20 protein-coding genes are annotated in these 24067 nt (G+C 57.7%); 11 read left to right on the top strand and 9 right to left on the bottom strand.

Going from position 1 to position 24067, the window contains the following annotated elements:
- Window positions 1-48 precede the first annotated feature (48 nt).
- Window positions 49-1407, top strand: a complete 1359-nt coding sequence (gorA, locus tag IAI51_RS19170) for a glutathione-disulfide reductase (RefSeq protein ID WP_187679911.1) — start codon at window positions 49-51, stop codon at window positions 1405-1407.
- Here gorA and IAI51_RS19165 read toward each other — a convergent pair.
- On the bottom strand, window positions 1404-2420 hold the full coding sequence (locus IAI51_RS19165; RefSeq protein ID WP_187679910.1) for a DNA-binding protein: 1017 nt from the start codon (window positions 2418-2420) through the stop codon (window positions 1404-1406). The genes gorA and IAI51_RS19165 overlap by 4 nt on opposite strands.
- 177 nt (window positions 2421-2597) lie before the next feature.
- On the opposite strand from IAI51_RS19165, the gene IAI51_RS19160 reads away from it, so the two are divergent.
- From IAI51_RS19160 to ahpF, 3 genes are all read left to right on the top strand, one after another.
- Complete coding sequence (locus tag IAI51_RS19160) at window positions 2598-3536, top strand: site-specific integrase (RefSeq protein WP_187679909.1); 939 nt, start codon at window positions 2598-2600, stop codon at window positions 3534-3536.
- A gap of 138 nt (window positions 3537-3674) precedes the next feature.
- Window positions 3675-4238, top strand: a complete 564-nt coding sequence (gene ahpC, locus IAI51_RS19155; RefSeq protein ID WP_034154256.1) for an alkyl hydroperoxide reductase subunit C — start codon at window positions 3675-3677, stop codon at window positions 4236-4238.
- Window positions 4239-4362: 124 nt separating this feature from the next.
- Entirely contained in the window at window positions 4363-5925 is a 1563-nt protein-coding gene (ahpF, locus tag IAI51_RS19150; protein WP_187679908.1) for an alkyl hydroperoxide reductase subunit F, read from the top strand.
- A gap of 94 nt (window positions 5926-6019) precedes the next feature.
- On the opposite strand, the gene gloA is transcribed toward ahpF, so the two are convergent.
- Window positions 6020-6541, bottom strand: coding sequence for a lactoylglutathione lyase (gloA, locus tag IAI51_RS19145; protein ID WP_187679907.1), 522 nt, complete (start codon window positions 6539-6541; stop codon window positions 6020-6022).
- Between the two features lie 140 nt (window positions 6542-6681).
- Between gloA and IAI51_RS19140 the strand changes: the two genes are divergently transcribed.
- The gene (locus IAI51_RS19140) at window positions 6682-7200 is read left to right on the top strand and encodes a DUF4946 domain-containing protein (RefSeq protein WP_187679906.1); all 519 of its coding nucleotides are present in this window, start codon (window positions 6682-6684) and stop codon (window positions 7198-7200) included.
- Between the two features lie 217 nt (window positions 7201-7417).
- Here IAI51_RS19140 and IAI51_RS19135 read toward each other — a convergent pair whose 3' ends face one another.
- Window positions 7418-7783 carry a histone-like nucleoid-structuring protein, MvaT/MvaU family gene (locus IAI51_RS19135; protein WP_187679905.1) on the bottom strand — a complete coding sequence of 122 codons (366 nt, stop codon included), beginning with the start codon at window positions 7781-7783 and terminating at the stop codon, window positions 7418-7420.
- A gap of 236 nt (window positions 7784-8019) precedes the next feature.
- Complete coding sequence (locus IAI51_RS19130; RefSeq protein ID WP_187679904.1) at window positions 8020-9555, bottom strand: EAL domain-containing protein; 1536 nt, start codon at window positions 9553-9555, stop codon at window positions 8020-8022.
- 493 nt (window positions 9556-10048) lie between these two features.
- On the opposite strand from IAI51_RS19130, the gene hppD reads away from it, so the two are divergent.
- The gene (hppD, locus tag IAI51_RS19125) at window positions 10049-11125 is read left to right on the top strand and encodes a 4-hydroxyphenylpyruvate dioxygenase (RefSeq protein ID WP_123531147.1); all 1077 of its coding nucleotides are present in this window, start codon (window positions 10049-10051) and stop codon (window positions 11123-11125) included.
- Window positions 11126-11190: 65 nt separating this feature from the next.
- Here hppD and rarD read toward each other — a convergent pair whose 3' ends face one another.
- From rarD to IAI51_RS19105, 4 genes are all read right to left on the bottom strand, one after another.
- Window positions 11191-12072, bottom strand: a complete 882-nt coding sequence (rarD, locus tag IAI51_RS19120; RefSeq protein ID WP_187679903.1) for an EamA family transporter RarD — start codon at window positions 12070-12072, stop codon at window positions 11191-11193.
- Between the two features lie 109 nt (window positions 12073-12181).
- Window positions 12182-14293 carry an acyltransferase family protein gene (locus tag IAI51_RS19115; protein WP_187679902.1) on the bottom strand — a complete coding sequence of 704 codons (2112 nt, stop codon included), beginning with the start codon at window positions 14291-14293 and terminating at the stop codon, window positions 12182-12184.
- 107 nt (window positions 14294-14400) lie between these two features.
- Window positions 14401-15414 carry an aldo/keto reductase gene (locus IAI51_RS19110; protein WP_187679901.1) on the bottom strand — a complete coding sequence of 338 codons (1014 nt, stop codon included), beginning with the start codon at window positions 15412-15414 and terminating at the stop codon, window positions 14401-14403.
- A gap of 68 nt (window positions 15415-15482) precedes the next feature.
- On the bottom strand, window positions 15483-16382 hold the full coding sequence (locus tag IAI51_RS19105) for a LysR family transcriptional regulator (protein WP_187679900.1): 900 nt from the start codon (window positions 16380-16382) through the stop codon (window positions 15483-15485).
- Between the two features lie 98 nt (window positions 16383-16480).
- Between IAI51_RS19105 and IAI51_RS19100 the strand changes: the two genes are divergently transcribed.
- Entirely contained in the window at window positions 16481-16837 is a 357-nt protein-coding gene (locus IAI51_RS19100; protein WP_187679899.1) for a hypothetical protein, read from the top strand.
- An 80-nt stretch (window positions 16838-16917) separates the two neighbouring features.
- Here IAI51_RS19100 and IAI51_RS19095 read toward each other — a convergent pair whose 3' ends face one another.
- Entirely contained in the window at window positions 16918-18228 is a 1311-nt protein-coding gene (locus IAI51_RS19095) for an MFS transporter (protein ID WP_187679898.1), read from the bottom strand.
- A 170-nt stretch (window positions 18229-18398) separates the two neighbouring features.
- Between IAI51_RS19095 and IAI51_RS19090 the strand changes: the two genes are divergently transcribed.
- From IAI51_RS19090 to IAI51_RS19075, 4 genes are all read left to right on the top strand, one after another.
- Complete coding sequence (locus tag IAI51_RS19090; RefSeq protein ID WP_187679897.1) at window positions 18399-19520, top strand: sugar diacid recognition domain-containing protein; 1122 nt, start codon at window positions 18399-18401, stop codon at window positions 19518-19520.
- 175 nt (window positions 19521-19695) lie between these two features.
- Complete coding sequence (locus tag IAI51_RS19085) at window positions 19696-20835, top strand: glycerate kinase (RefSeq protein ID WP_187679896.1); 1140 nt, start codon at window positions 19696-19698, stop codon at window positions 20833-20835.
- Between the two features lie 217 nt (window positions 20836-21052).
- Entirely contained in the window at window positions 21053-22678 is a 1626-nt protein-coding gene (locus IAI51_RS19080; protein WP_187679895.1) for a methyl-accepting chemotaxis protein, read from the top strand.
- 41 nt (window positions 22679-22719) lie between these two features.
- Window positions 22720-23907, top strand: a complete 1188-nt coding sequence (locus IAI51_RS19075; RefSeq protein WP_187679894.1) for a pyridoxal phosphate-dependent aminotransferase — start codon at window positions 22720-22722, stop codon at window positions 23905-23907.
- Window positions 23908-24067: the final 160 nt, after the last annotated feature.

The raw sequence follows: 24067 nt of genomic DNA, 5'->3' as shown, positions 1-24067 counted from the left end.
CCCAATGGATGTCTACAGGTATGCTGATCCCCTGCCGAGGAGATAGAAATGGCCTACGATTTTGACCTTTATGTGATTGGTGCCGGTTCCGGCGGTGTGCGGGCTGCGCGTTTTGCTGCCGGGTTCGGTGCGAAAGTGGCGGTTGCCGAGAGCCGTTATCTGGGCGGTACTTGCGTCAACGTTGGCTGCGTGCCGAAAAAACTGTTGGTGTACGGCGCGCATTTCGCCGAGGACTTTGAGCAAGCAGCAGGCTTCGGCTGGAGCCTGGGTGAGGCGGATTTTGATTGGTCGACGTTGATCGCCAACAAGGATCGCGAGATCAATCGCCTTAACGGCATCTATCGCAATCTGCTGGTTAACAGTGGCGTGACCCTGCACGAGGCGCACGCCAAAATCGTCGGCCCGCATGAGGTTGAGGTGAATGGTGAGCGCTTCACGGCCAAAAATATTCTGATTGCTACCGGTGGCTGGCCGCAGATTCCGGAGATCCCGGGGCATGAGCACGCGATCAGCTCCAATCAGGCGTTCTTCCTTAAAGAGTTGCCCAAGCGTGTATTGGTTGTGGGCGGTGGTTACATCGCGGTCGAATTCGCGGGGATTTTCCATGGTCTCGGCGCGAACACCACATTGCTGTACCGCGGCGATCTGTTCCTGCGCGGTTTCGACGGTTCGGTACGCAAGCATTTGCAGGAAGAGCTGACCAAGCGAGGCATGGATCTGCAATTCAACGCCGACATTGCACGCATCGACAAGCAAGCCGACGGCAGCCTGAAAGCCACGCTCAAGGATGGCCGCGTGCTGGAGGCGGATTGCATCTTCTACGCCACAGGTCGCCGTCCGATGTTGGACAACCTGGGGCTGGAAAACACTGACGTGCAGCTCGATGACAAAGGCTTCATCAAGGTCGACGAGCAGTATCAGACCAGCGAGCCATCGATTCTGGCGCTGGGTGACGTGATCGGTCGCGTGCAGTTGACGCCGGTGGCATTGGCTGAAGGTATGGCGGTAGCGCGGCGTCTGTTCAAGCCGGAGCAATACCGTCCGGTTGATTACAAGATGATCCCGACGGCGGTATTCAGTCTGCCGAACATTGGCACTGTCGGTTTGACCGAGGAAGAGGCGCGCGATGCAGGTCATGACGTGGTGATCTTCGAGAGCCGCTTCCGGCCGATGAAGCTGACCCTGACCGAATGTCAGGAGAAAACGCTGATGAAGCTGGTGGTCGACGGCAACACCGACAAAGTGCTCGGTTGCCACATGGTCGGCCCGGACGCGGGCGAAATCGTCCAAGGCCTGGCGGTCGCGTTGAAAGCTGGCGCGACCAAGCGCGACTTCGACGACACGATCGGGGTACACCCGACGGCCGCCGAAGAGTTCGTCACCATGCGTACGCCGGTCGGCGCTTAAGCGTCTTTCTGTTTGGCCGAGTCTGGCGCTGCCGCAACGGTAGCCGCCAGACGCTGGCTCTCTTCCAGGCTCGTCCGAGCTTTGCTCAATGCCTTCTCGAGTGACTGATTAAGTTGCGTTTGCTCTTCGACGTTCTGCTTGAGCGTCTGGGTTTCCAGTGATGCCACGCGCAAGCGTTCCTGGAGGAGGGTGCGCTCGCTGTCGACGCGGGTCGCTTGCTCCAGCAGTTGATCCTGGCGCTGGTTGCTGTGCTTGAGCTGATCCTGCATAAGGCTCAGTTCGCGCTGGGTGCCGCGGTTTTCGGTAAGCAGGCGCTCGTTGTCACGGTGCAGTTGAGTGATCTCGTCCTGACGTACCAGCGCACTCTGTTGCGCCTGGCGCAGTTCTGCCTGCAACTGCTGCACTTGCCCTTCGTGGCGACTCTGTTCCTGTTCGCGCTGTTCTTTGGTGGCGTTGCGGTAATGCTCCAGCGCGTCGCGTGCATGCAGATGCTTTTCTTCCAGTGAGCGAATCTGCTCGTCTTTGTCCTGCAAGCGCAACTCAAAATCGGCCAATGCCTGATTCAGGCCGGCGTTGCGGGTTTGTTCGGTCTGCAGCATTGAGCGGGTGTTGCTCAGCGCTTCGGATTCACGTTCCAGTGCAGCGCCTTGGATCTCGTGCTGTTGCTCCAGTTGTTCCAGTGTCTGGCGTGTCTGCTTCAGCTCCGATTCGAGTGTCTCTCGCTGTTCTTCAAACTGCTCGCGAGCCTGCTCGATAGGCTCTTGCGCTTGTTCTTTGAGGCGCTGAGCGAGCCGCGAAACCAACGCTGTCAGCTCGTCATCGATGGGTTCTGCCGACGCTTCGATCGGTTGGGCGCCGTCATCCAGCTCTTTCAAATAACGATGGATCGTGGTTTTCGAGCCGGTATTGCCCATTTCAATGCGTACTGCATCGATGCTCGGGTGTTCGCCGCGGGCCAGGATCGCTGTGCGCGCGATCTGAACCAGCGCTTTGGTAATGCCGCCACGGGCCATGTGAACTCCTACGGTTACGTACTGTAGTACATGCCACTAAAGTACGCAGTGTACCATCTAAGGAATAAAGGTAAATCTTTGAAATTAAAGAGGCGGGATATACTGGTATTACCCAGTGTCAGACGGCAAAATGCGTTTCTGCATCCTTGAATCAGTACGCCAGCGAGAAAACAGCCCATGAGCGACCTCGATCGCTACCTGCAAGCCGCCACCCGTGAAAACACCCGCCGCAGTTATCGCGCGGCCATCGAGCATTTCGAAATCACCTGGGGTGGTTTCTTGCCGGCAACAGCAGAAAGTGTTGCGCGTTATCTGGTGGCGCATGCGGGCGTGCTGTCGATCAACACGTTGAAGTTGCGTTTATCTGCGCTGGCGCAATGGCACAACAGTCAGGGGTTTGCCGATCCGACAAAAGCGCCGATGGTGCGCAAGGTGTTCAAAGGCATTCGGGCGCTGCATCCGGCGCAGGAAAAACAGGCCGAGCCTTTGCAGTTGCAGGATCTGGAGCGCGTTGTCGATTGGCTGGAACAAGAGATTCAAACCGCCAGAGAACAACAGGATCGTCCGTTGTTGCTCAAGGCTTATCGCGACCGGGCGCTGATTCTTCTGGGCTTCTGGCGCGGCTTCCGCAGTGATGAGTTGTGCCGCTTGCAGATTGAGCATGTGCAAGCGCACGCAGGGCGTGGCATTACGTTGTATCTGCCGCGCAGCAAAGGCGACCGGGAAAACCTTGGCCAGACCTACCAGACCCCGGCACTGTTGAAGCTGTGCCCGGTGCAGGCTTACATCGACTGGATCACCGAAGTGGCGCTCGTGCGCGGTCCGGTGTTCCGCGGTATCGATCGCTGGGGCAATTTGAACGAGGAGGGCTTGCATGCCAACAGCATCATCCCGTTATTGCGCCAGGCTCTGGAGCGTGCCGGGATTGCCGCCGAACGTTACACCAGCCACTCGTTGCGCCGCGGCTTCGCAACGTGGGCGCATCAAAGCGGCTGGGATCTCAAATCACTGATGAGTTACGTAGGCTGGAAGGATATGCAGTCAGCCATGCGCTATGTTGAAGCCAGCCCCTTTCAAGAGATGGCTCGGATTACGGATAAACCGGCTTCGTCGTAGATATCGTTTTCTTCTATTAATACAGTCTGCTAATAGCGAAAACAAATCAGCAGCATCAGGTTTGCCAATGAGCCATCCGTCGAGTGAGTGGGTAGGATTCACCCCATCAACTTCATAACCCCTGACGGAGAGTCATCAATGCCTATCATCAACAGCCAAGTAAAACCGTTCAAAGCTACCGCGTTCAAAAACGGCGACTTCGTTCAAGTCTCGGACGCTGACCTGAAAGGCAAGTGGTCGGTGGTGTTCTTCTACCCAGCTGACTTCACCTTCGTTTGCCCAACCGAACTGGAAGACCTGGCTGACAACTACGCTGCCTTCCAGAAGCTGGGCGTAGAGATCTACAGCGTTTCCACCGACACCCACTTCGCTCACGCTGCCTGGCACAACACTTCGCCAGCCATCGGCAAAATCGAATACACCATGATCGGCGACCCGACCCACGCCATCTCCCGCAATTTCGACGTACTGATCGAAGAAGCTGGCTTGGCTGACCGTGGCACCTTCGTGATCAACCCTGAAGGCCAGATCAAAATCGTTGAACTGAACGATGGCGGCGTTGGCCGTGACGCTTCCGAGCTGCTGCGTAAAATCAAGGCTGCTCAGTATGTTGCCGCTCACCCGGGCGAAGTTTGCCCAGCCAAGTGGAAAGAAGGCGAGGCCACTCTGGCTCCGTCCCTGGACCTGGTCGGCAAGATCTAAGTCTGTGACACGCAACTCAGGGCGGAACTCCGCACCTACTTAAGTAAGCTGCACCGCCCAATAGAAAAGCCCGGGCGAGATTCGCTCGGGCTTTTTTTCGCCTCAAATAAAGGAAATCGCCCGTATGTTGGACGCCAATCTTAAAGCCCAGTTGAAATCGTACCTGGAACGGGTCACCCAGCCGATCGAGATCGTTGCTTCTCTCGACGACGGTGCGAAATCCCGTGAAATGCTGGAACTGCTGAAAGACGTTGCCAGTCTTTCGAGCCAAATTACCCTGATCGACAGCGGTGATGATGCGCGCAAGCCATCGTTCTCGATCAATCGCCCGGGCGCCGACATCAGTCTGCGCTTCGCCGGCATCCCGATGGGCCACGAATTCACTTCGCTGGTGCTGGCCCTGCTGCAAGTCGGCGGCCACCCATCGAAAGCCAGTGTTGAAGTGATCGAGCAGATCCGCTCGCTCAAAGGTGAGTTCAGCTTCGAGACTTACTTCTCGCTGTCCTGCCAGAACTGCCCGGACGTCGTCCAGGCACTGAATCTGATGGCCGTACTCAACCCGAACATCCGCCACGTCGCCATTGACGGCGCGCTGTTCCAGGACGAAGTCAACGATCGCAAGATCATGGCCGTGCCAAGCATCTACTTGAATGGTGAGAACTTCGGCCAGGGCCGTATGGGCCTGGAAGAAATCCTCGCCAAACTCGACACTGGCGCCATCGAGCGTCAAGCCGAGAAAATCAGCGCCAAAGAAGCCTTCGACGTGCTGGTCGTCGGCGGTGGCCCGGCTGGTGCTTCGGCAGCTATTTACGCTGCACGCAAAGGCATTCGTACCGGCGTTGCGGCTGAGCGTTTCGGCGGTCAAGTGCTGGACACCATGGCCATCGAGAATTTCATTTCCGTGCAGGAAACCGAAGGCCCGAAACTGGCCACTGCACTGGAAGAACACGTCAAACAGTACGACGTCGACATCATGAACCTGCAGCGCGCCGACAAACTGATCCCGGGCAAAAACGGCGAGCTGCACGAAGTCCGCTTCGCCAGCGGCGCGACCCTCAAAGCCAAGAGCGTGATTCTGGCGACCGGTGCGCGGTGGCGTGAAATGAACGTCCCGGGCGAGCAGGAGTACCGCAACAAAGGTGTGGCGTACTGCCCGCACTGCGACGGTCCGCTATTCAAAGGCAAGCGTGTCGCGGTGATTGGCGGTGGTAACTCCGGCGTTGAAGCGGCGATTGACCTGGCCGGTATCGTGTCTCACGTAACCTTGCTTGAGTTTGATGTACAGCTGCGTGCTGACGCCGTGTTGCAGCGCAAGTTGCACAGCCTGCCGAACGTCACTGTGATCACCAGCGCGCAAACCACCGAAGTCAGCGGCAATGGTGAAAAGGTCAACGGCCTGCGTTACAAAAATCGCAATACTGACGAACTGCGCAACGTCGAACTGGAAGGGATTTTTGTGCAGATCGGTCTGCTGCCGAACACTGATTGGCTCAAAGGCACTATCGAGCTGTCGCCACGCGGCGAGATCATTGTCGATAACCGTGGTGAAACGTCGATCCCGGGCATCTTCGCTGCCGGTGACGTGACCACTGTGCCGTACAAGCAGATCGTCATCGCGGTGGGCGAGGGCGCCAAGGCTTCGCTGAGCGCGTTCGATCACTTGATCCGTACTTCGGCTCCGGCGTAAACGCCAAGCCTTAAAGCACAAAACCCCATGAGTGATCATGGGGTTTTGTGTGGGTGTAACAAAAGATCGCAGCCTGCCGCAGGCTGCGATCTTTTTACATCGGTGCTGGCTGGATGATCTCAACCCAATAGCCATCCGGGTCCTTGATAAACGCCAGACTCTTCATGCGGCCATCGGTGAGGCGTTTCTGGAAATCACAGCCCAGTTCTTCAAAACGCGCGCAAGCGGCGACGATATCCGGCACCGAGATGCAGATGTGGCCGAAACCACGCGGGTCGGTGTTGCCGTTGTGATAGGCAAACTCAGCATCGTTTTCGGTGCCGTGGTTGTGGGTCAATTCCAGAATGCCCGGTATCGACTTCATCCACTCGGTGCGGGCAGCGGCGTCGGCCGGGATCTGCGCTTTGTCGACCAGGGCCAGGAAGTACAGGCTGAACTCGGCTTCCGGGAAGTCGCGTTTCTCGACCAGGGAGAAACCCAGCACGCGTGTGTAGAAGTCCAGCGACTGAGTGATGTTCTTCACACGCAGCATGGTGTGGTTGAAAACGAAGTTGTGGGTTGCGCTGTCCGGGGTGGCAGTGACGCCAGGGAAAGTGTTCAGTTCTTGCAGGCTCATAGGCCCTCCGTAACAATGGGGCGAGTGAATGGGCGCAATGATACGCATGCCTGCCGGCATCGCCAAACCCAAAGCGCGGGCTTGCTCTGTGTGCGGGTGGGCCTCAGACTTTGTGGTTCAATCTGCGAGTGTTGCCGGCAATGATCCGACTGTTCAAAACCCTGTTTGTTTTCTTTGGCCTGGCGTTTGTCGCGCCGGCCGTGTTTGCCGACCCCCCAGGCATCACTTGGCCCGCAGGTTGGGAGGTCGAAGCGCTGGCTGATACCGCGCCACAGGTTTTCCGGCAGCGGGCGGTGAAGAATGATGCCGATGGCAATCAAGTGATGGTGATGGAATTGACCATGACTCAGGTGGAGCCGGGTCACCAGGTCAATTTGCAGGGCGTGTTGCTGGAAATGCGCAAGTCGATACAAAAGGACTTTTTTCAGGGGGGTTATCAAAGTGTCTGCAACAAGGTGCATCCTGCGACGCTCGGTTCTTTGTCTGCGCTGGAGACGACTTGTACGGTGACTGAAAACGGTCGGCATGTGTTATCGCAAACGCTCGTCGCAGCCATCGAAGCGGATAAGGCTTATGTCCTTTCGTATGCCGGTCAGGCTGACGTCTATAAGGCGAGTTCAGACGAAATAGTAGCAGTGAAAAACAGCCTAAAACTTTAGACGCCTGCTCTATTCAAGACAGGATTAGATACCCGAAGGGATTAAGCATAAAGTTTAACGTTGCTCCAGGTCGCAACATCGAGCAGCAAAATGTTTAGCTCGCTGGCTCGGAAACGTTACAGAAAAGTCGCAACTTTAACGATGAAATTCATTTCATTTGTTAGATATTGTCAATAAAAAAAGCCCTGCGTATGCAGGGCTTTTTGTTGGCGTCAGATTAACCGCGCAACCAGGAGTCAACGGTGCCTGCACCGTATTGTTCCTTCCAGGCTTTCAGGCCACGGTGGTTGCCGCCCTTGGTCTCAATCAGTTCACCGGTATGCGGATTGTGATAGACCTTGACCACGCGAGCGCGGCGGGTTTTAGGTGCTGCAGCGGTTTGCAGGCCGGATTTAGCCGGATTCGGGTCGAGAATGGCGATGATGTCTTTCAGGCCTTTGCCGTAGGTTTTCATCAGCCCCTGGAGCTTTTCTTCGAATTCGATTTCTTTCTTGAGCCCGGCATCGTTCTTCAGCGATTCCAACTGCTTGAGCTGTTCCTGAAGGGCCTTTTCAGCTGCACGAAATTCAGCGAGTCTGGACAATATCTTTACTCCAATAGTGTATTTGGCTGATACCAACCGCAAACAAAGCTATAAGCCAAGAGCCCTGTAGCGACTCGGTGATAATTGGCTCACCTGCCAATCTTTGCGCAGGCAAGAAAAATTGTAGTTGTTAATGCCTCAGGAGTAAATCCTGATGTTGTCTTCATGTAACAGCAGTGGACTTTTTGTATCAATTTGGTGCGCCTTGTCGGCGTGTCACGCATAAGTCAATTTAGTTAATGGTGACTTAATGCACTAATGAAGTCTGCCGCCGGCATGGGTTTGCCGTACAGATAGCCCTGTAGAAAGTTGACTTTGTGCGCGGTCAGATAGTCGGCTTGCGCCTGAGTTTCGACACCTTCGGCAACAATGCCCAGATCAAGCTTGGCCGAGAGTTCGATGATGGAGTCCAGTATGTGCCGTGAGAGCGCATCGATGCCGATCATGGCAACGAAGCTCTGGTCGATCTTGAGGAAGTCCACATTGAATTTGCGCAAGTAACCAAGACTCGAATGACCGGTGCCGAAGTCGTCGATGGCGATCATCACGCCCAGCGCGCGCAACTGTTCGAACAGTTGTCGTGTCGTGTCGGTGGGCTCGATCAGCTCGCGCTCGGTGAGCTCCAGCACCAGGTGGATGCTGTCGGGAACGAAGGCGGCGAGAAACTCGCGGCAATCCTTCACCAGTACCAGATCCTGACAATGGCTTGCCGTGATGTTTATGCCGATGTGAAACGGTGTGGCGAAGGTCGATGACTGTGGCCCGAGTAATGCTGCGGTCTGCTGCATCAAGGCGCGGGTCATCGGCACAATCAGGCCCGAATGCTCGGCGAACGGGATAAACAGATCCGGACGCACCAGGCCTTCCTTGGGGTGATTCCAGCGCATCAAGACTTCGGCGCCCGACCATTTCTTGCTATCGCCATGAACCACGGGCTGGAAGTACGGAATGAACTCGCCGGCTTCCAGGGCACGGAGCATTTCATGGCTCGGCGAAGTGGAGCGCTTTTGCAAGACGTGCCCGATTGCGCCGGAGACCACACCAAAAAAAATCAACAGGCTGAACAGCGGCGGGTATTCGTGGGCCATATAACGCCAGGTTTCACCGCTGGGAAACCCGGCAGACACGTTGAATGCATAGCGGGAAGAATCCAGCATGCTTTGCGCTACCGGGAAAGCGGGCAGGGCACCTTGATGGACTTTGCCATCGGCGGACAACCAGTTGTCGCCCACTTGCAGCAACAGCAGCGTCTGCCGGCCGATCAGGCGCAGCATGTTGCTCAAGTGATAGCCATCCAGTGTCGTCAATGCACCGCCGCGACCTTCACTGAGTCGATACACCAGCAATGCCGTATTGGGCGTCACCGGGTTGCCGTTCATCAACCACAACTTGCCATCGTTGTAGTCGCCGGCATTGACGGCTTCCTTATAGTCTCCGAACAACGAGCTGCAATAGAGGTTGTCGTCCCACACCAGATTGGTGGAGCGTACGAAAGGGCGGCGGGTGACTTGCTCGCGCAGGGCCAATTTGACGTCTTCGCAGCGTTGGCCGGCCAGTGGCAGCAGTTCCTGAGCGGCTTGGGCGGTGTTGTCGAGCATCAACTCAAACTGACGCAACGCCTCCTCGGCGGTCTGTTGTGAACTTTGCTGCAGCGTTCGTTCCGCCTGCATATAAAGAATTAAGCTGCCCAGTAAAATCGGGAGCAAGCCACTGAACAGTGTGACGACGATGCGGGTCATGCGCTTGCGGCGGGTTCTGATAGTTAAAGGCATGAGCGCATCCTGTCGCATGAAAGTGGGATCTTGAATGCAGGCCGGGCAACGGCGCATCACTGAGAAACTGCTCAGTTAGAGGGGATGATAGATGGCCGTTCACGCTTGTGCCGCTCATCGTCAGCTATGCGTGCGGCCAACTCTATAAGTAGCCGCGCTGGCCATCTGCCGGGGATGTGCGGAATGCAGGGCAATATACGTTAGCAACAATCTCCTTGCACCAGCGCCAAAAAAGCGGATTTTATAGAGAGGGCAGACAACCCTATTTACGCTGTGTAGAATCGGGTTACGCATACAATAATAATCGTCTTCTGGCAGCAGAAGCCTCGCCCGCAAGAGCCTTGGGTCGACAATGAAGATATTCGGGTTTCAACTGATCTACGGTGACTTCCTCGCCCGCAGTGTGCGTGGCATCTCCTGCGCGCCACCCACCGGTCTCAGCATTACTGACAAATAACCCTGGTTAATTGATAAGAAATGATGAGGCGCCACCATGGCAGATTTATACGAAAACCCAATGGGCCTGATGGGCTTTGAATTCATCGAGCTCGCATCGCCTGTTCCTGGCACGCTGGAGCCGATCTTCGAGATCATGGGCTTCACCAAAGTCGCGACCCACCGCTCCAAGAACGTGCACCTGTATCGTCAGGGCGCGATCAACCTGATCCTCAACAACGAACCGAACAGCGTTGCTTCGTACTTCGCAGCCGAGCACGGCCCGTCGGTATGTGGCATGGCGTTCCGGGTCAAGGATTCGCAAAAGGCCTACAACCGCGCACTGGAACTCGGCGCCCAGCCGATCCACATCGAAACCGGTCCCATGGAACTGAACCTGCCAGCGATCAAAGGCATTGGCGGTGCGCCGCTGTACCTGATCGACCGTTTCGGCGAAGGCAGTTCTATCTATGACATCGACTTCGTCTTCATCGAAGGCGTTGACCGCAACCCGGTCGGTGCCGGCCTGAAGATCATCGATCACCTGACCCACAACGTGTACCGCGGTCGCATGGCTTACTGGGCGAACTTCTACGAGAAGCTGTTCAACTTCCGCGAAATTCGTTACTTCGATATCAAGGGCGAATACACCGGCCTGACGTCGAAAGCGATGACTGCGCCGGACGGCATGATCCGCATCCCGCTGAACGAAGAGTCGTCGAAGGGTGCCGGGCAGATCGAAGAGTTCCTGATGCAGTTCAATGGCGAGGGCATCCAGCATGTCGCATTCCTCTCCGACGACCTGATCAAGACCTGGGATCACCTGAAAAAAATCGGCATGCGCTTCATGACCGCGCCGCCGGAAACCTATTACGAAATGCTCGAAGGCCGCCTGCCGAACCACGGCGAACCGGTTGATCAACTGCAATCGCGCGGCATTCTGCTCGATGGCTCGTCGGAGCAGGGCGACAAGCGTCTGCTGCTGCAGATCTTCTCGGAAACTCTGATGGGGCCAGTGTTCTTCGAATTCATCCAGCGTAAAGGCGACGATGGTTTCGGCGAGGGCAACTTCAAGGCGCTGTTCGAATCGATCGAGCGTGACCAGGTGCGTCGTGGCGTACTCGCGACCGAGTAACCGGCTACTGAAATGAAAAATCCCGGCCTGCAGTGATGCAGGGCTGGGATTTTTTTGTGTTGGATTTAAGGACGGCGCTGACGTATCAAATGTTTGAAGCCTTCGAAGACAAGCACAACGACGGCCAACCAGATCGGAATGTACGTCAACCATTCACCGGACTTGATGCTTTCACCCAGCAACAACGCCACACCGAGCAACAGCACCGGCTCAACGTAACTCAACAAACCAAACAGACTGAATGGCAGTAACCGGCTGGCAATAATGTAAACCACCAGCGCCGAAGCACTGATCAGGCCGAGCAGCGGAATCAGCCACATCAACCCCGGATACTGGTCGAACACGGCCAGGCCTTGCTCGCCGCCCTGAACAAACCAATAGGCCACCGGCAGCATCAGGGTCATATCAACCCACAAGCCGCCGAGGTTGTCGGTTTTCAGGTATTTGCGCAGCACGAAGTACAACGGATAGCCGACCACGACCACCAGCGTCGCCCAGGAAAATCCGCCGACCTGATACAACTCGTTCAACACACCCAGACTTGCGAAGAACACCGCAACCTTTTGCAGGTACGACAGGCTCTCGCCATAGGCAATCCGCCCGGTCAGCACCATGGCCAGCGGCAGCAGGAAGTAGCCCAGCGACACATCGAGGCTGTAGCCGTTGAGCGGCGCCCACATGAACAGCCATAACTGCACGCCGAGCAGGCCGGCCGAAACAATCAGCCCTCCGATCAGTTTCGGCTTCGCAGCCATCAGGCGAACCAACTCCAGTACCCGCCGCCATTCCCCGGACACCAGCATGAATACGGTCATGCACGGCACCGTCAGCAGCATCCGCCAGCCAAAGATTTCCACGCCGCTCAATGGGGTGAGCAGCGAGGTGTAGTAATACATGACGGCAAACAGCACCGAGGCTGAAACCGATAGAGCGATACCTTTAGACAAACTGTCCTCGCGAGTGGGTGATCAAACGGGGCGCGAAGGATACGTGGTTTTTGTGCTGAATATTGGCCAGATGCTCATTATTTGCCACACACACAAGCGTAGTCAGTTTTTACGGCCTGGCCTTCAGCGGATTGCCATAGCGCTTGAGGTACATCTCCCCGAACCGGTAAGAGGCGTAGTCGGTCACGTGGCCGATGTCACGGTAGACCGGCAAACCGTCGACCATCGTCACGCAAGTACCGTCTTTGCATTGCGTGCTTTTTGGATCGATGACAATCAACGTCGGATATTCGGCCGTCAGGTCATTGAAGAGTTTTTCCAGCACGGGGTCTTTATCGCCTGCCCATGGCACCGTAGCGCAGAGACGGCTTTGCTCGGCACTCCCCATCAAACCCCGCAACTTGACCTGTTTTAACAGGCACTCGTTGATACCCGGCGGCATTGGCAGGGTGTTCTCCAAAAAGACTGGGGTAGCTCCCGATTTGACGATGATATCCAGGGCTTCACGGATCGCCACGCCCAGGCGCTGTTGCGACAGTTCATAACTGCGCGGGTCATCCAGTTTGGTGACGATGGCATCGGTGAGATAGGCCTCCCAGAACTGGCCAACAATCACATACTGAAAATGCTTCTTCGCGATCATGGCGTAGTAGCGCTGGGCGGCATCGTGGCACTTTTGATAAAGCGCGTTCTTGTATTTATTCCAGTTGTACAAATAGATTCCGGGCAGCGCCAGACATGCCGGGTAACCCTGAACAAGAACTGAAAGATTGGCATCCGTCGCCAGTGTTTCAACAAAGCCCCAGTAGTGATTTGAAAACGAATCACCCATCAGTAGTACTTGCGGCGCTGCCTGCGCGCTGCCCATCAGGCAGCCGGGATCGGCACCATCGCTGACACCCAGGCAACCCTCACGGCTCACCGGAACAGCCGCTTTCAAACCGTTGAACAGGTTGGTGTAGCCTTCGTTGAAGCGGTTCGGCCAACCCTCGTGTCTATCGCTGGCTGAGTGGAGGATCGACAGGCAGATGGCAGGCAAAATCATCAGCACTACCAGGGTTTTGGTAAAACCAGCCCGGGCTTTTCGATATCTGTTTTCAATCAGCACAAAGGACAGCCAGGCAACCACGAAGGTGGAGACGAAGTAGACGAGCGTCATCATCGGCGTGAGGGCGATGCCCAAGTAAGTCATCACCGCCAGAATCGGCCAGTGCCACAGGTACAGGGAGTAAGAGAGCGTGCCAATAAACACGAGAGGTTTGAACGCCAGCAATTTTGACGTGATGCTGGCGTCGCCTATGCCCTGAAAGAGCAGCACTGCGGTGGCGAGACACACGGCAATGGCGTAGTAGTCCGGAAAACCCGACACAATATCTACCCGGGTAGCGCAGTAGATAATAGTGGCGAGTGAGAGCGCACAGAGCAGGGACGCGCTGAGGCGATTGAGTCTGAACCTGTCCGTGCTGAAGATCACGGCGCAGGAGCCGATCATCAATTCAAAGATTCGCGCGGTGAAGAAGTAATAGTTCTTTTCGGGGTGCGCGTAAGACAGATACAACGCGAGTGCCATTGCCGCCACGGTCAAAGCGAAGACCGTCGCTTTGAAGGCTTTTTTCGCCACATAACGGTTGATCAACCACATCCCCAGTGGCAGAACCAAATACCACTGCCATTCGATAGCCAGCGACCAGGTGTGCAACAGCGGCAGACTTGCCGCATCGGGCGTGGCGTAACCCGTTGTCACTTTGGAGAAGTACTGGTTGGAGATGATTAACGATGTGTACTTTTCGCTTTTCAGAAAGTCGACATAGTCATCGGGCAGGTACAGCAGCGTTGTGACGATTAGTGTCGCTACCAGCAACGCGATGACGGCAGGTTGCAATCGCCAGATCCGACGCGTGTAAAACCCGGAAAAAGTGAATGTGCCGTTGTTCAGCGACTTCAGGATGATCGAGGTCGTCAAATACCCCGAAATCACGAAGAAGATATCGACGCCAATAAAACCGGAGGGGAAAAGCGCCAGTCCGCCGTGAAAAATCAGTACGAGCAGAACAGCGATTGCGCGAAGTCCATCAACATCAGCGCGGTAATTAATGGAGGGCGTGCGATCCCCGGCAGTTACGGCCGCAACGGGCTGACGCCACTGCTTTTTCTCGCCGAGTAGATTAAACAGCAGCCCACGCAAAGACTTTTTTGATACCTCAACGGGGCGATTGAACATGATTAATCCCTGGCGATGTCCGAACGATCACTGATTCCGTTTGATCGTGCTCGATTCAATGAAAAAACACCCGATTGTATCGGCTGTTGCAGGGATAGGGAAAAATCTTAAGTCCGGTGCGGTTTGCGACCCGACACAAAATGGCTTACATCGTTGAACCCCGGTGTCGAGGCATGGCCTGGTGTCACCAGCGAATCGATAAACGCTTCATCCTCCGCCGTGATCTTCACCGATTGCGCCTTGGTGTACGCGTCCCACTGCGCTTCAGTACGAGGCCCGACGATTGCCGACGTGACTGCGCTGTTGTTCAACACCCAGGCAATCGCAAACTCGACGATGCCGATGCCACGGCCCTCGGTGTATTGTTGAATCTGCTGGGCAATGCGCAGCGACTCCACCCGCCATTCGGTTTCCAGAATGCGTTTGTCCTGACGCCCGGCACGGCTGTTGGCGTCTGGCGTTACGTCTGGCGCGTATTTGCCGCTGAGTACGCCTCGGGCGAGTGGGCTGTAAGGCACCACACCCAGACCATACGTCTGCGCAGCGGTAATCTGCTCAGTCTCGGCCTGACGGTTAACGATGTTGTATAGCGGCTGACTGATTACCGGGCGATCAATGCCAAGTTTGTCGGCGATGCGAATCACCTCGGCGATCCGCCAGCCACGATAGTTCGACAGGCCCCAGTAACGAATCTTGCCTTGACGAATCAGGTCGCCGATCGCCGAGATCGTCACTTCCAGTGGCGTGTTGTGGTCTTCGCGGTGCAGGTAATAGATGTCGAGGTAATCAGTGCCGAGCCGAGTCAGGCTGGCATCGAGTCCGTTGAAGATATGTTTGCGGCTTAAACCGCTGCGGTTTGGTACGCCGTCCACCGGGCCGAATCCCACCTTGGTCGCCAAGACCCATTCATGGCGATTGCCGGCAATCGCTTCGCCGACGATCTCTTCCGAGCGACCATTGGTGTACACGTCAGCGGTATCAATGAAGTTGATGCCCTGATCCCAGGCCTTGTCGATGATGCGCAATGACTCCTCGGTGCTGGTCTGTTCGCCAAACATCATCGTGCCGAGGGTGAGGGTGGACACCTGCAACCCCGAGTGGCCCAGTGTGCGATAGCTCATGCCAAAATCCTTTTGTCGGTGGGAATGCCTTAATCAAATATCAGAAGCGTGCGACGCGGCAAAGTGAATTATCGGCTCAAGCCTCGGCAGCGTGCCTGCAAAAACGCCTGCAACACACGGACCCGTTCCGATACCTGCACCCGATGTGGGCAGAGTAAATTGAACGGCACACTTTCACCTTGCCAGTCATCGAACAAGGTCATCAGTCGCCCGGCACGCACGTCTTCGGCGACATCGAGCCAGGCTTTGTAAGCGATGCCATGCCCGGCCAGTGCCCAACGGCGGGCGACTTCGCCGTCGTCGCTGAGATAGTCGCCATGGACTTCGACTTCAAGCGTTTCGTCGTCGCGACTGAAACGCCAGGTGTTGTAAGGCCGACCATTGCGTAAGTAGAGCAGGGCACTGTGCTTCGTTAATTCGCTCGGGTTTCGCGGTGTGCCATGACGGGCTAAATAGGCTGGACTGGCGCAAGCCACGCGACGATGCTCAGGCAGGATCGGCAACGCCACCAGCGTCGAATCGCTCGGTACGCCGAAGCGCAGCGCCACGTCCACGGTTTCACGAAACAGATCGGCATGGCGGTCGTTCAGCAGCAGTTGCAACTGAACGTGCGGATGTTCGCGTTTGAAATCATCCAGCCACGGCAACAACACATTGCGCCCGAAGTCCGACGGTGCCGCCAGTTGCAGTACGCCGCTCAGGCCTTCGCTCTGCTGCTTGAGCGCCTGCTCACCCTCGGCCAGTGTCGCGAGGGCAAGGCGCACACTTTCCAGATAGCGCCGGCCTTCTTCAGTCAGGCGCATGCTGCGGGTGGAGCGCGCCAGCAGGCGTATGCCGAGGCGGGTTTCAAGACGCTTCAAGGCGATGCTGGCGGCGGCCGGTGTCAGCTCCAATGCGCGGGCGGCGGCGGAAATGCTCCCGGAGTCGGCGACGCGGACGAAGATCTCCAGATCGAGAATCGAGCTCATTGGTAAAAATCCTTTAAAGATCTTTGCGTTTTAGCGGGATTTTTCCGTGATTGGCAAGTGTGGATACTGCAATCAGTGAATAACCGCAGGAGACGAGCATGACGTGGACATTCGATCATCTGGCTTTCAACACCGCTGACGGCCAGACGTTGCAGGACAATTTCGCGGCATTGCTGGGGCTGGCGCCGGGGCGCCGGCCGCCGTTTCCGTTTCCCGGCCGCTGGCTGTATCAGGACGCGCACGCCGTGGTGCATGTGATCGAGCAGCCGACTTTCGATGATACTGAACTCAGCCACATTGCGTTTCGCACCGATGAGCCGGCGGAAACTGTGTTGCGGCGGGTGCGTGAGAGTGGATTGCCGTACCAGTTGGCGCAAGTGCCGGGCGAGGGGATCTGGCAGATCTTTGTGCAGATGCCGGGTGGATTAGTAATTGAGTTGGATGCGTTTTCCTGACAGCAAAAAATCGCAGCCTTCGGTAGCTCCTACACCGACTGTAGGAACTGCCGCAGGCTGCGATCGTTTGATCTTCTAAATCAAACCCGCAACGTCCGCGTCATCCGCAACGCCAGCAGGCTCCCGCCGACAATCACACCCGCCAGCAGATACAACGCCGCATCGGTCGACCCGGTGCTGTCCTTGACCCAACCCACCAGATACGGGCTGAGGAACCCGGCCATCTGCCCCATCGAGTTGATCAACGCCAGACCACCCGCTGCCGCGCCTGCACTGAGCATCGCCGTCGGCACCGGCCAGAACATCGGCAGGCCGGTGAGGGCGCCCATGGTCGCAATGGTCAAACCGAGAATCGCAATCGCCGGGTTGGCAGCAAAGTTCACCGCAATCACCAGACCAATCGCACCCATCAGCATCGGCACCACCAAATGCCAGCGACGTTCTTGGCGCAGGTCTGCCGAACGCCCGACCACCAGCATGAACACTGCCGCCAGCAGGTAAGGAATCGCACTCAACCAGCCGATGACCAGGTTATCGCTGAAACCGAGGTTCTTGATGATCGACGGCAGCCAGAAGTTGATCGCGTACACGCCGCTCTGGATGCAAAAGTAGATCAGGCCAAACGCCCAGATCGCCGGGTTCTTGAATACCGCCAGCAGTGAATCAGATGTGGTTTTTGGCTTGTTCGCCAAGTCTTCGGCCTGATCCGCTTCGAGCACGGCGCGCTCGTGTGGGGTCAGCCATTTGGCGTTGGCGAAGCTATCGCTCAGCAGGAAATACGCCAGCGCACCCAGTATCACGGTCGGAACGCCTTGCAGCAGGAACATCCACTGCCAGCCGGCCAAACCGCCCTGGCCCGCCGCGAAATGGTTGAGAATCCAGCCGGAAAACGGGCTGCCGAGCAAACCGGACACCGGGATCGCCGACATGAACAACGCCATGATCCGGCCACGGCGGAACGTCGGGAACCACTGCGAGAGATACAGCACAACGCCTGGGAAGAACCCGGCTTCGGCAGCACCGGTGAACAGGCGCAGGGTGTAGAACTCGGTGGGGGTGGTGACGAACAACAGGCACGTCGACAGTGTGCCCCAAGTGATCATCATCAGCGCGATCCAGCGCCGAGGACCGAATTTGGTCAACGCCAGATTGCTCGGTACGCCGCACAGCACGTAGCCGATGAAGAAAATACCGGCACCGAGGCCGTAGACGGTTTCGCTGAATTTCAGCGCGTCGAGCATCTGCAGTTTGGCAAATCCAACGTTTACCCGGTCGAGGTAGTTGAACAGATAGCAGATGAAGATGAAGGGGATTAAACGCAGGGTGATGCGTTTATAAACGGCGTTTTTACCGTCATCGATGGTCTGGGTAGCTGCGGCGCTCTGCGACATAGCGGCTCTCTCTTTATTATGATTTTTTGCGATGCAAAGGGTAACGTTGATCGCCCTGAGAGTCTCGGCCACCTTTGGCCGGATTGTCTTTGTGCCTGAGCACAGGGTTTGCCGCCAAGCCCTGTGCGCGTGAACAACCGTCCGCCCCGTTTTTAAGGATCTTGCCCACCATGTTCGAACTCGATCACGACCTCGCGCAGGACATCGTCGACCGGGCCATGGCTATTTTGCCGTACAACGTCAACGTCATGGACAGCCAGGGGCTGATCCTCGGCAGCGGCGAACCGGAGCGGATCAACACCCGACATGAAGGCGCGCAACTGGTATTGGCCAACGGTCGGGTGGTCGAAATCGACGCGCCGACAGCCCAGCATTTGAAAGGCGTGCAGCCGGGGATCAACCTGCCGTTGCTGCTCGATCAGCGTCTGATCGGCGTGCTTGGCATCACCGGTGAACCGGAACAACTGCGCACCTACGCCGAACTGGTGCGCATGACGGCGGAAATGTTGGTTGGTCAACGCAATCAGCAGGCCGAACAGCAATGGCGGCGTCAACGTTGTGATGATCTGCTGGCGCTGCTGTTAAGCGAGGCGGGAGATTCACCACGGCTGGTCGATGAAGCGCAGCAACTCGGCCTCAAACCGCAACTGACACGGGTGCCGTATCTGTTCGAGGTGGGGCTGGAACATGGCCCGGGGCAAACCGTCGAGGCGCTGAGTGCCTGGCTGATGTCACGCTATCCGGACAGTTGGTGCGTAAGCTCGGCGAAGACTTCGCTGCTGTGGTGTCGGCCGGCGAGCCACAACGTCGAGCATGATCGCTTGCTGGAGAAACTCGACGGCCTGGGCTGGAACGTCCTGCGCATTGCCGTGGGTGGGCAGGCGGATGGGTTGAGCGGGTTGCGTCGTTGTTATCGCCGGGTGGGCGATTTGCTTGCCTATGGCCGCGAGGTATTGCCGCATTCACGTCTATTGACCCTCAATCGCTATCGCTTGCCGGTGATGCTCTGGCGGCATCGCAACGACGATGCGCTCGATGAACTGCTCAAGCCTCTGCGCAAGGTGATCGCCAAGGACAGCAACGGCCAGTTGCTGGCGACGTTGCGCAGTTGGTGCGATCACGATGGGCAGAGTCAGGCGTGTGCCGATGCACTGGGGATTCATCGCAATAGCCTGCGCTATCGGATGGAAAGGATTGCCGAGATCAGTGGGGTGGATCCGTTGAGGCTGGAAGGGATGTTGGCGCTATATCTTGGGGTGCAATTGCTGCCGCAAACTGAACCCTCTGCATGAGGTGTTTTTGAAGACGCCATCGCTGGCTTGCCAGCGATGGCGCCGGCACATTCAGCATCCACTCCAGGGCTTTTGTAGAAATGAACAATAAACGCCTGCGCCCATTGTGCAGCGGACCGGCGTCAATGCGCAGACCGACTGGCAGCATGATGAGCATTGGAACTGGAGAATTCGCATGAAGATCGTCATCGCCCCCGATTCGTTCAAGGACAGCCTGAGTGCCCAGGGCGTCGCCGAGGCCATTGCTCTGGGCCTGGCGCAAGTCTGGCCGCAGGCCACACTCATCAAATGCCCGATGGCTGACGGCGGCGAAGGCACGGTCGAATCGATTCTCGCCGCGTGCGAAGGCGAGTTGCGCCGCACCCGCGTGCGTGGCCCGTTGGGTTCAGCGGTTGACGCCGCGTGGGGCTGGTTGCCGCATAACCACACCGCGATCATTGAAATGGCTGAGGCCAGCGGCTTGCAATTGGTGCCGCCGGGGCAGCGCGATGCGTGCATCAGCAGCACCTTCGGCACCGGCGAACTGATTCGCGCAGCGCTGGATGCCGGGGCACAACGGGTAATTCTGGCGATCGGCGGCAGTGCCACCAATGATGGTGGCGCCGGAGCCATGCAGGCGTTGGGGGTGAAGTTGCTGGACGCACAAGGTCAGGCGTTGGTGCCCGGCGGCCTGGCGCTGGCGCAATTGGCGCGTCTGGACTTGAGCGAAATGGACCTGCGTCTGGCGCAAGTGCGTTTCGATATCGCCGCCGACGTTAACAACCCGTTGTGCGGCCCACACGGTGCCTCGGCGATTTTTGGTCCGCAGAAAGGTGCATCGCCGACGCAAGTGCAGCAACTTGATCAAGCGTTGGGGCATTTCGCCGAGCTGAGCGCGCAAGCCTTGGGTAAAGATGTTCGCGACGAGCCCGGCAGCGGTGCGGCGGGTGGCTTGGGTTTTGCCGCCAAGGCATTTCTCGGTGCGCAGTTTCAGGCCGGGGTCGAGGTGGTCGCCGAGTTGGTCGGGTTGGCCGAGGCGATCAAAGGCGCGGATCTGGTGATTACCGGCGAAGGACGGTTCGACGCGCAGACGTTACGCGGCAAAACCCCGTTCGGCGTGGCGCGGATTGCCAAACAACACAACGTCCCGGTGATTGTCATCGCGGGGACATTGGGCGAGGGTTATCAGGAGCTGTACGCTCATGGCATTGATTCTGCGTTCGCCGTGACCAGCGGACCGATGACGCTGGAGCAGGCTTGCGCGCAAGCGCCGCTTCTGCTGCGCGAGCGAGCGTGTGACATCGCTCGAGTCTGGCGACTCTCCACCAAACCCTGACCAACCTCCTACACGGGGCGTGCGCGCGGTGTTTCAATGGTGTAACACCCAGAAAAATATTTGCTCTTTACACGCAACCTTCCTAAAGCCTGGCCGATACAGCCAATAGGCGCGCACAAGAATCCCAAAAACAGTGACGCCGGACTGAAGCCCGCCCCCCACGGGTCAGTGATCACGGCATGGACGCTCGTAGTTTCTATCTTCCGAGAGTCCAACTATGTCCTTGCGTAACCTGAATATCGCGCCCCGTGCCTTCCTCGGTTTTGCCTTTATTGCCCTGCTGGTAGTCGTGCTCGGCGTGTTCGCCGTGAACCGCATGACGATCATCCGTCAGGCGTCAGTCGAGATGGACTCGACGCAGTTACCCAGCGTGACCCAGCTTGCCATCGTCACGGAAAACGTCCTGCGTCTGCGCATCCTGTCGTTCCGGGTTCTGGTGAACCGCGACCCGGCCGCCCTGCAAGAAGCACAAACCCGCATCGGCGTTCTGGTGGACAAGGTTCGCAGCGGCCAGGCCAAGTACGCCGCGCTGCCGGCCGGCCCGGAAGAACGCGCGATTTACCAGACGTTCGCGACGACGCTGGACAACTACCTGCAAGCGCAAAACCAGATGCTGGAGCTGTCGCGTCAGGACAAAGTTGACGAGATGCGTACCCTGATCAACACGCGGATCAAGGACGGCACCGACCAGATGGGTGAGCAACTCAACAAGCTCATCGCGATCAACGCTGCCGATGCGAAAACTGCTTCCAATAAGGCTGGCGAACATTACGACAGCGCCATCACCGGTATCGTCATCGTCGCCGTGGTTGCTGCGCTGGCCACCGTGTTGCTGGCGCTCTTGCTGACTCGCAGCATCGTCACGCCGCTGAACCGTGCCGTCGAGGCTGCGCGGACCATTGCCGACGGCAACCTGACCAAACTCATCGAAGTCGACGGCAAGGACGAGCCTGCCCGCTTGCTCGAAGCCCTCGCGGCGATGCAAACCAACCTGCGCAAAACCATCGAGCAGATCGCCGGTTCCGCCACGCAACTGGGCGCCGCCGCCGAAGAGCTCAGCGCGGTGACAGAAGAAGCGTCCCGTGGCCTGCAACAGCAGAACAATGAAATCGAACAAGCCGCCACTGCCGTCAACGAGATGACCGCTGCCGTGGAAGAAGTGGCGCGTAACGCCGTGTCGACCTCCGAAGCCTCCAATCAGTCGACCCACGCCGCCCGTGAAGGCCGCGATCAAGTGGTGAAAACCGTCGACGCGATCCAGACCATGACCCACGACGTGCAGAACACCGCGCAAATGATCGAAGGTCTTGCCACGCAAGGTCGTGACATCGGTAAGGTGCTCGACGTTATCCGCGCCATCGCCGAACAGACCAACCTGCTGGCGCTCAACGCCGCCATTGAAGCGGCCCGTGCCGGTGAGGCCGGGCGTGGTTTTGCCGTGGTGGCGGACGAGGTGCGGGCACTGGCCCATCGCACCGCGCAGTCGACGCAAGAGATTGAGAAGATGGTCGCCGGCATCCAGAACGGCACCGGTGAAGCGGTTTCCTCGATGCAGCAAAGCAACCAGCGCACCCAGTCCACCCTGGAAATGGCCCGTGCTGCTGGCGTCGCGTTGGAACAGATCACCCAGTCGATCCACCAGATCAACGAACGCAACCTGGTCATCGCCAGCGCCTCGGAAGAGCAGGCGCAGGTGTCTCGCGAAGTCGACCGCAACCTGGTGAACATTCGCGATCTGGCCACGCAATCGGCAGCAGGCGCCAATCAGACCAGCGCAGCAACCCACGAACTGTCGCGTCTGGCGGTGGATTTGAATGCCATGGTGGCGCGTTTTGTGATTTGAGATAGGGTGAAGGCTGGAGACTGCGCAATCAGGAGACGTACATGCGCTATTCAGCCTTGACCCAACGAATCGCCGGCGAGGGAGCAGCGGCCTGGCAGATTCATGACCGAGCGCTGGAGTTACGCGCCGAGGGTGTCGATATTCTGCTGCTGAGCGTGGGTGATCCTGATTTTGATACACCGCTGCCGATTGTCCACGGCGCCATCGACAGTCTGCTGGCGGGCGATACACATTATTCCGACGTGCGCGGTCGCTTGGCCCTGCGCCAGTTGATTGCCGCTCGCCATCGCCGACGCAGTGGCCAAGTCGTTGACGCCGACCATGTGATTGTCATGCCCGGCGCACAATGCGCGGTGTATTCAGTGGCGCAATGCCTGCTGGATCCGGGCGACGAAGTGATCGTCGCCGAGCCGATGTACGTCACCTACGAAGGCGTGTTCGGCGCTTGCGGTGCGACCGTGGTGCCAGTGCCGGTGCGTCCGGAAAACGGCTTTCGTGTCGATCCCACGGATGTCGCCGCACGAATCACCTCGAAAACCCGCGCCATGCTGCTCAACAGTCCGAACAATCCCTGCGGCGCGAGCCTGTCGCTGCTGATCTGGCAGGAGTTGGCGGCGTTGTGCATTCACCACGACTTGTGGCTGATCAGCGACGAGGTCTATAGCGAGCTGCTTTATGAAGGCGAGCACATCAGTCCGGCGAGTCTGCCCGGCATGGCCGAGCGGACGGCAACGATCAACAGCCTGTCGAAATCCCATGCCATGACCGGCTGGCGTATCGGCTGGATGATCGGGCCAAAATCCTTGGCCGAACATCTGGTCAATCTGTCATTGAGCATGTTGTTCGGGCTGCCGGACTTTGTGCAGAAAGCGGCGCAGGTGGCGCTGGAAAGCGATTTGCCGGAAGTGACGCAGATGCGCGAGGAATATCGTCTACGGCGGGATCTGGTGTGCGAGCGCTTGCGCGGTTGCCCGGGGTTGCAGCCGATCCGCCCGGATGGCGGGATGTTCGTGATGGTCGATGTGCGCCAGACCGGGCTCGGTGCCCAGGCGTTTGCCGAAGGATTGCTGGAAGGTTATGGCGTTTCGGTGCTGGCCGGTGAAGCGTTCGGGCCGAGTGCGGCGGGGCATATTCGCATCGGGTTGGTGGTGGATCGGGTGAAACTGGCAGATGCCTGTGCGCGGATTGCGTTGTGTGCGGCGCAGCTGTTACAGGCGCGCAGTGCCTGACAATCTTGAACGGCCCGCACCGGCCCCATCGCTGCATTGGTATCTACACATCTCTAAAGTCTTCGGCTGGCCACCCAGCCGATGGCTTCTTTAGCGAAACCCGCCAGCTCCTGTGGCGTGTATTGCTCCAGCGTCTCGCACATCGCCAAAAGCATGTACA

Source organism: Pseudomonas sp. N40(2020), assembly GCF_014472415.1.
GTDB lineage: Bacteria > Pseudomonadota > Gammaproteobacteria > Pseudomonadales > Pseudomonadaceae > Aquipseudomonas.
Note: the sequence above shows the minus strand (reverse complement) of the source record. Positions and strands in the feature narration are given on the sequence as shown.

Coding starts and splice junctions, on each gene's coding strand:
- gorA (WP_187679911.1), top strand. CDS start 49: ATGGCCTACGATTTTGACCTTTATGTGATTGGTGCCGGTTCCGGCGGT.
- IAI51_RS19165 (WP_187679910.1), bottom strand. CDS start 2,420: ATGGCCCGTGGCGGCATTACCAAAGCGCTGGTTCAGATCGCGCGCACA.
- IAI51_RS19160 (WP_187679909.1), top strand. CDS start 2,598: ATGAGCGACCTCGATCGCTACCTGCAAGCCGCCACCCGTGAAAACACC.
- ahpC (WP_034154256.1), top strand. CDS start 3,675: ATGCCTATCATCAACAGCCAAGTAAAACCGTTCAAAGCTACCGCGTTC.
- ahpF (WP_187679908.1), top strand. CDS start 4,363: ATGTTGGACGCCAATCTTAAAGCCCAGTTGAAATCGTACCTGGAACGG.
- gloA (WP_187679907.1), bottom strand. CDS start 6,541: ATGAGCCTGCAAGAACTGAACACTTTCCCTGGCGTCACTGCCACCCCG.
- IAI51_RS19140 (WP_187679906.1), top strand. CDS start 6,682: ATGATCCGACTGTTCAAAACCCTGTTTGTTTTCTTTGGCCTGGCGTTT.
- IAI51_RS19130 (WP_187679904.1), bottom strand. CDS start 9,555: ATGCCTTTAACTATCAGAACCCGCCGCAAGCGCATGACCCGCATCGTC.
- hppD (WP_123531147.1), top strand. CDS start 10,049: ATGGCAGATTTATACGAAAACCCAATGGGCCTGATGGGCTTTGAATTC.
- IAI51_RS19115 (WP_187679902.1), bottom strand. CDS start 14,293: ATGTTCAATCGCCCCGTTGAGGTATCAAAAAAGTCTTTGCGTGGGCTG.
- IAI51_RS19110 (WP_187679901.1), bottom strand. CDS start 15,414: ATGAGCTATCGCACACTGGGCCACTCGGGGTTGCAGGTGTCCACCCTC.
- IAI51_RS19105 (WP_187679900.1), bottom strand. CDS start 16,382: ATGAGCTCGATTCTCGATCTGGAGATCTTCGTCCGCGTCGCCGACTCC.
- IAI51_RS19100 (WP_187679899.1), top strand. CDS start 16,481: ATGACGTGGACATTCGATCATCTGGCTTTCAACACCGCTGACGGCCAG.
- IAI51_RS19095 (WP_187679898.1), bottom strand. CDS start 18,228: ATGTCGCAGAGCGCCGCAGCTACCCAGACCATCGATGACGGTAAAAAC.
- IAI51_RS19090 (WP_187679897.1), top strand. CDS start 18,399: ATGTTCGAACTCGATCACGACCTCGCGCAGGACATCGTCGACCGGGCC.
- IAI51_RS19085 (WP_187679896.1), top strand. CDS start 19,696: ATGAAGATCGTCATCGCCCCCGATTCGTTCAAGGACAGCCTGAGTGCC.
- IAI51_RS19080 (WP_187679895.1), top strand. CDS start 21,053: ATGTCCTTGCGTAACCTGAATATCGCGCCCCGTGCCTTCCTCGGTTTT.
- IAI51_RS19075 (WP_187679894.1), top strand. CDS start 22,720: ATGCGCTATTCAGCCTTGACCCAACGAATCGCCGGCGAGGGAGCAGCG.